Source organism: Micromonospora sp. 4G55 (genome assembly GCF_016803375.1).
In genome coordinates, this window is the sequence record NZ_JAEVHN010000387.1 from 1 (window position 1) to 5,945 (window position 5,945).

Consider the following 5,945-nt stretch of genomic DNA (forward strand, 5'->3'; position numbering starts at 1 on the left):
CGACGCCCTCCAGGGCGGCTCACCCCATCCGGTACGCCGCTGGCTGTCCCGGTACGCCCGGGTCCGCCCGGCGGTGGGCCGCCTCCAGGAGGTGCTGACCACCGCCGACGCGGCCGGCGCCGGCGGCGTGGTGCGGCTGCCCGCCACGGTACGGGTGGCCCAGCTCCCCTATGCCCCCGGCGACCGGTGGGTCGGCGAAGCCCCACCCCGGGCCGACACCGAGCCGGTGTCCCTGGTGGTGGTCGCCCCCGGCGGGCTGGACGTGACCCGACCGGTGCACGGGCTGCTGGTCGACGAGTGGACCGAGGTCGTCCCCGCCGGGCAGGTGCAGACCGGCCTCACCTTCGAGTACGACGCCCCGGGCGCCGCCGCCCCGCAGGCGGTGCTGCTCGGACTCGCCCCCGACGGCGCGGCGAACTGGCAACCGGCCACCCTCGCCCAGGTGCTGGAGGAGACCCTCGACCTCGCCGTGGCCCGCGCGGTCGACCTGGACTCCCTCGGCGCGGCCGGGCAGTTCCTGCCCGCCCTCTACTTCCCCACCAACGTGACCGAGACCGCCACCACCACGGACTTCGTCCCGGACGCGACGCTCACGCCGCAGGGCGGACAGGAGGGCCAGTGACCAGCACCGAGCCGACGACCAACGCGCCGTCACCGGCGAGCACCGACGCGCCGGCCACCCTGCCGTCGGTGACCACCTGGACCCGGCTGGAGCCGCGTACCCGGCGGGCCGACCTGGCGCCCGCCGTGCAGGCGCGCACCGCCGACCCGCTGTGGCTGTTGGCCCGCCAGTGGCAGCTCGGCGAGTTCACCGGGGAGGACACCGGCTCGCCGGTCGCCGCCCGGGTGCACGCCCGGACCGCCGCGTTCACCCGCTACCGGCCGGGCCCCACCGCCGGCGCCGTCCGGGCTGCCCGCCGACACGCCGCTGGAGGCGGTGGTGGAACGCGAACCGGCGGCCACCGCCACCGACCTGCGCTTCGCCGTGGACAGCGGCCAGCAGCTGCTACGCCTGCTCGCTGCAGCCGCGCCGGGGAGCTGGCCGGGCGGCTGTGCACCACGTACCCGGTGCCGGCCAGCCCGCCCGACGCCGCCTCCGCCGCCGACCCGGAGACCGTCGGGTACCTGCGGATCGTCGCCGGCCGGGTGCCGCACGGCGACCTGGCGCTGCGGGCCTGGGCCGAGGGCCGGTTCCTCACAGAGGCACAGGTCCCGGCCGCGCTGGTCGGCGCGGTCACCGGCGCGGTCACCCAGTGGCTGACCTGGCTGGGGGTGCCGCCCCGCCCGGCCGGCCCACCGCCGGGCTACCTGCTGCAACTGCCGGCCGTGCTGGCTCCCGGGGCGTCCCGACCGGCCGCGCCGCCCTGGCCGCCGGCCGACTTCACCCCGCTGTTCAGCACCCCCGGGCTGGAGGGACCGGCCTGGCGGCGCGAGCGGATGGAGTACGACGCCGCCGTCGCCGCGCACGACGGCGACGACGAACTGGTGCTCACCGCCCACGAGTACGACGGGGACCGGCTGGACTGGTACCACTTCGACCACGAGCCCGGCGCCACCCTGGACGCCCACAAGTCGACAAAGGACCTGGTCAAGGTCCTGCTGCCGGCCCCCGTGTCGTACGCGGGCATGCCCTCCACCCGGTTCTGGGAGCTGGAGGACGCCCGGGTCAACCTGGCCGGCGTCGGGGCCGGCGCCGGCGACCTGGCCCGCCTGTTCGTCCTGGAGTACGGCCTGGTCTACGGCAACGACCACTTCGTGCTGCCCCTGGAGCTGCCCGTCGGCACCGCCACCCGGATCCGGTCGCTGATCGTCACCGACACCTTCGGGGTACGGACGCTGGTGCCGGCCGCCCCCGAACGGACCGCGCTGTTCCGCCCCTCCGGCCCCGACGGCCCCGCCGACGTGCTGGTGCTGCCCGCCACCGCGGCCACCACCCTCGACTCCGCCCCGGTGGAGGAGGTCCGCCTCGGCCGCGACGAGATGGCCAACCTGGCCTGGGCGGTGGAGCGCACCGTCACCGGGCGACCGGCCGGCCCGTCGACCGCACCGCCCAGGTCGCCCGCGCCGCCGTGCCACCACGCCCCACCCCGGCCAGCACGGACGTGCCATCCCTGTCGTACGCCTTCGCCACCACCGTCCCGGAGAACTGGGTGCCGCTGATCCCCGGGCCCACCGACGGCCGCCCCGACGTGGTCCGGCTACGCCGGGTGCCGCTGCAACAACCCTCCCGGGAGGGACCGCCGGTGGCGGTGACCGGCCACAGCCGACTGCTCGACTGGCGCTGGCGCGACGACAACCTGGTCGAGCTGGCCTTCCCCGAGGAGGAGGTGCCCCGCGCCGGTGCCCGGGTGCTGCGCCGCTGGCAGCTCGCCCGGTGGACCGACGGCTCGGTGCACCTGTGGCTGGGCAGCACCCGCCGCGCCGGCACCGGCGAACTCTCCAGCGGCCTGCGCTACGACACCGTCCAGCCGCGCTGAACCACCCGTCGACCCGAACGCGGAGAACCCGATGACGATCACCTGGAAGAACGACCTGCCCCTGCCGATGGCGCGGCCCCGCTACTACGACTACCAGTACCTGCGCGCGGGCGACCTCACCCAGGCCCTGGACTACCTGCTGGCCCGGCAGAACCTCACCGCCCGCCTGCTGCGCCCGATGGGCGTGGTCAACGGCCTGGATCTGTCCGCCACCGGCAGCGACGTGACGGTCAGCCAGGGCGTGGCCGTCGACGGCGACGGCCTGGTGGTCGTGCTGCCGGAGAACACCCGCCGGCCGCTGCCCGCCGACGGCACCTCCTGGTTCGTGGTCATCCGCTACCACGAGTACCTCGCCGAGCCGCGCGACGAGGGCGGCGTGGTCGCCGAGACCCGGTGGACCGAGGAGGGGCGCATCGAGTTCAGCGCCACCGCGCCCACCGACACCACGCACGCCGTGGTGCTCGGCAAGGTCACCCGCGCCGGCGGCACGGTGAGCACGCAGACCACCGGACGGATGGTCGCCGGACTGCGCGTACCGGTGGGGGCGATCGTGCCGTCGGTGGGAGCCGGCTCCCAGTCCGGCATCACCTTCCCCGCCGATCCCGGCGGCGGCCTCGGCGACGAGGCGTACATCCGCTACTGGCCGTACGCCGGCGAGAACACCATCCTGCGCATCGCCAACAACAACGACCCCGATGACCTGATCGCCTTCACCCAGAGCGGCGCCGACCGGCTGCGCATCGGCGGCTCCATGCTGCACCTGGGCAGCATGGAGGGAGCCCCGGTCAGCGCCGGCCAGGTGGTGACCGCGCTGGGCTTCTGGGGCCCCGGCGTGCAGCACGCGCAGCTCTCCTTCCGCGCCGGCAAGGGCTTCGAGCTGGTCGACCGCAGCGCCGACGGGCCGGCGCTCGGCTACCCCGAGGGCAGCAAGCCCTACGCCGACCTCGCGGTGAAGGAGCTGCGCGCGGCGAGCCTGCGCGGACGCGGTGGCCTGTCGCTCACCGCGGAGGGAGCCTTCGCCCTACGGGCCACCGGCGGCGTCACCGTCGTCAAGGACGCCAACGGCAACGGCGACCTGGCGGTGCAGGGCAACCTCGCCCTCGGCGGGAACGTGTCGTTGCCCGCAGCCACCTGGCTCAACGCCGCCGGCCGGATGCACCTCAACGGCTCGGAGCGGCTGTACCTGCTCAACACCAACGGCGTCTACATCGGCTACGGCGGCGGCACCGGCCCCGAGACCGGCTGCGTGTGGGTCGAGAAGCGCGGCTTCTTCGGCGGTGACGTGCAAATCAACGGCCGCCTCGGGGTGGCGGTCAGCCCGAACTCCCTGCCGTCGTGGAGCGGGGGCGGCATCGGCACCTTCGACCTGTTCGCCCGGGGCGCCATCTACTGCGGCAACGAGTCCACCGGGTACACCATCAGCCTGGACGCCGGCAGCGGCATCATCAAGGGCAAGTCGAAGCAGTTCGCCATCGACCACCCACTGGACGCCCCGGACGCGACCGACCGCCGCCAGCTGATCCACGCCGCCCTGGAGGGTGCCGAGAACGGCGTGTACTACCGCGGCGAGGGGCGGCTGCGCGGCGGGATGGCCACCGTGGAGTTGCCCGACTACTTCGAGGCGCTGACCCGGCCGGACGACCGGACCGTCCAGCTCACCCCGGTCTTCGACGACGACGAGCCGGTCTCGGCACTGGCGGCCTCCCGGGTACGCGACGGCGCGTTCCGGGTGCGCACGGTGGACGGTTCGCCGGCCGAGCACGGCTTCTACTGGGAGGTGAAGGCGGTCCGCGCCGACCTCGAGCCGCTGGCCGTGGAGGTCCCCGCGCCCCGCTGACCCCGGCGCCCGGACCTCTCGCGGTGGGTGGCACCAGCGCACTGCCGTGGCTCGGCCGGGTCATCCTCCTCGGCTCCCCGGCCCTTCCGGCGAGGCGGCCGGTGGCCGTCGTGAGCGACGTCTCGTGAGTCGGTCCCGCGACCGGCACCGGAGCCACGACCGGCCCTGCCGAATCTCGACCCGCAACCCGGCGCAGTCGCCGCGCTGGAGGCGCCGTTTTCGCGCCAGCTCGCGGGTGGACCTGCGGGCAGCGTTGATGGACTACGCCGGGCATGCCGCGGTCGCGGCTGTTCGCGGCGAGGCCGGCCGCCACGACGGGACGTCGCTCTGTGCGGCAGCCGCACCGCCGGATCTGGTCAGGTGACTCGGTCTGCTCGCTCTCGCTGATCCGTCAGCGCAGGAATCCCGCCAGGGCCTGCACGAACCACTCGGGATCGTCGAGCCAGGGGTAGTGTCCGCCGCCCGGTTGCACAGCCAGTTCGCCCTGCGGGAACAGGCCGGCGTACTCGGCGGCGCGCTTCGGGGGGAGCGCCACGTCGTACTCGCCGGTGAGGAGGAGGACCGGCGCCTCGAGGCGGGTCAGGGCGGACCTGGTGGCATCCGGGTCGAGGGCGCCGACGGCGTAGTACCCGGCCGCCGCGTCCGAGTTCCTGTCGCCCTCCTCCCGGGCCAGGTGGGCCTGCCGGGCGGCATCCCACCGGCCGTGGGTGAACGGGGTGATCGCCGCCCAATCCTCGGCGGTGGGCGCACCCGACCAGATCCGTTCGAAGGCGGCGAACGCCTCCGGGAACCAGGGCTCCCTGCGGCGCAGCTCGGCGATTTCACGGCGGTCCAGGTCGGTGATCTCCAAACCGACCGGCCGGGGGCTCGGGTTGACCAGCGCGAGCCGGGCCACCCGGTCCGGGTGGCGAGCGGCGTACAGCACGGCGAGGCTGCCGCCGGCCGAGTGCCCGAGCAGGTCGATCCGGTCCCGGCCCAGGTGCACGCGCAGCGCTTCGACGTCGTCGACCAGCCGGTCGCACCGGTAGGTCGCCGGGTCCGCCGGCACCGCCGACTCGCCGGTTCCCCGCAGGTCGAGGCGGACCAGCGACCGGTACGTGGACAGTCCACCCAGGTCACCGAGGTACGCAGAGGCCAGCATCGGACCACCGGGCAGGCAGATCAGCGGATCGCCCGCGCCGACCCGGTGGTACGCCAGCCGGGTGCCGTCAGCGGTGTCGAATGTGGCCATGCGGAGATCATATCCGCGGGCAGTCCGGTCCAGTAGCGACAGATTCCGGGGTGGGTATACCAATCAGGGCCACCCCTTGAAGGGGTGGCCTGATTGAATGGTTGTCCGGCGGTGTCCTACTCTCCCACACCCTCCCGAGTGCAGTACCATCGGCGCTGGAGGGCTTAGCTTCCGGGTTCGGAATGTTACCGGGCGTTTCCCCTCCGCCATGACCGCCGTAACTCTATCGACATGTCAAACAACTCGACCAGCATCGCTGGGTGTTGTTCGTTTGTCGGGAGTTGCACAGTGGACGCGTAGCAGCTTTGTAGTCAAGTCCTCGGCCTATTAGTACCGGTCAACTGAACCCGTTACCGGGCTTACATTTCCGGCCTATCAACCCAGTCGTCTAGCTGGGGGC

Annotated in this window: 5 protein-coding genes and 2 rRNA genes; 4 read left to right on the top strand and 3 right to left on the bottom strand. The window is 73.8% G+C overall.

The window, feature by feature from the left end; all coding sequences use genetic code 11:
* The 4 genes from JNW89_RS25160 to JNW89_RS25175 form a co-directional block, all read left to right on the top strand.
* Nucleotides 1–622: hypothetical protein (locus JNW89_RS25160; protein WP_238450774.1), on the top strand; the 622-nt coding region annotated here is incomplete at its 5' end.
* Complete coding sequence (locus tag JNW89_RS25165; RefSeq protein ID WP_238450775.1) at nt 619–2,160, top strand: hypothetical protein; 1,542 nt, start codon at nt 619–621, stop codon at nt 2,158–2,160. The genes JNW89_RS25160 and JNW89_RS25165, both read left to right, overlap by 4 nt.
* Nucleotides 2,103–2,477 carry a hypothetical protein gene (locus JNW89_RS25170; RefSeq protein WP_238450776.1) on the top strand — a complete coding sequence of 125 codons (375 nt, stop codon included), beginning with the start codon at nt 2,103–2,105 and terminating at the stop codon, nt 2,475–2,477. Before JNW89_RS25165 ends, JNW89_RS25170 begins: the two co-directional genes overlap by 58 nt.
* A 31-nt stretch (nt 2,478–2,508) precedes the next feature.
* On the top strand, nt 2,509–4,314 hold the full coding sequence (locus JNW89_RS25175; RefSeq protein WP_238450778.1) for a hypothetical protein: 1,806 nt from the start codon (nt 2,509–2,511) through the stop codon (nt 4,312–4,314).
* 391 nt (nt 4,315–4,705) lie between these two features.
* On the opposite strand, the gene JNW89_RS25180 is transcribed toward JNW89_RS25175, so the two are convergent.
* The 3 genes from JNW89_RS25180 to JNW89_RS25190 all read right to left on the bottom strand — a co-directional run.
* Entirely contained in the window at nt 4,706–5,545 is an 840-nt protein-coding gene (locus tag JNW89_RS25180) for an alpha/beta fold hydrolase (protein WP_238450780.1), read from the bottom strand.
* Between the two features lie 103 nt (nt 5,546–5,648).
* A 5S ribosomal RNA gene (gene rrf, locus JNW89_RS25185) occupies nt 5,649–5,765 on the bottom strand.
* Between the two features lie 87 nt (nt 5,766–5,852).
* Nucleotides 5,853–5,945 (bottom strand): 23S ribosomal RNA (locus tag JNW89_RS25190); the annotation flags it as partial.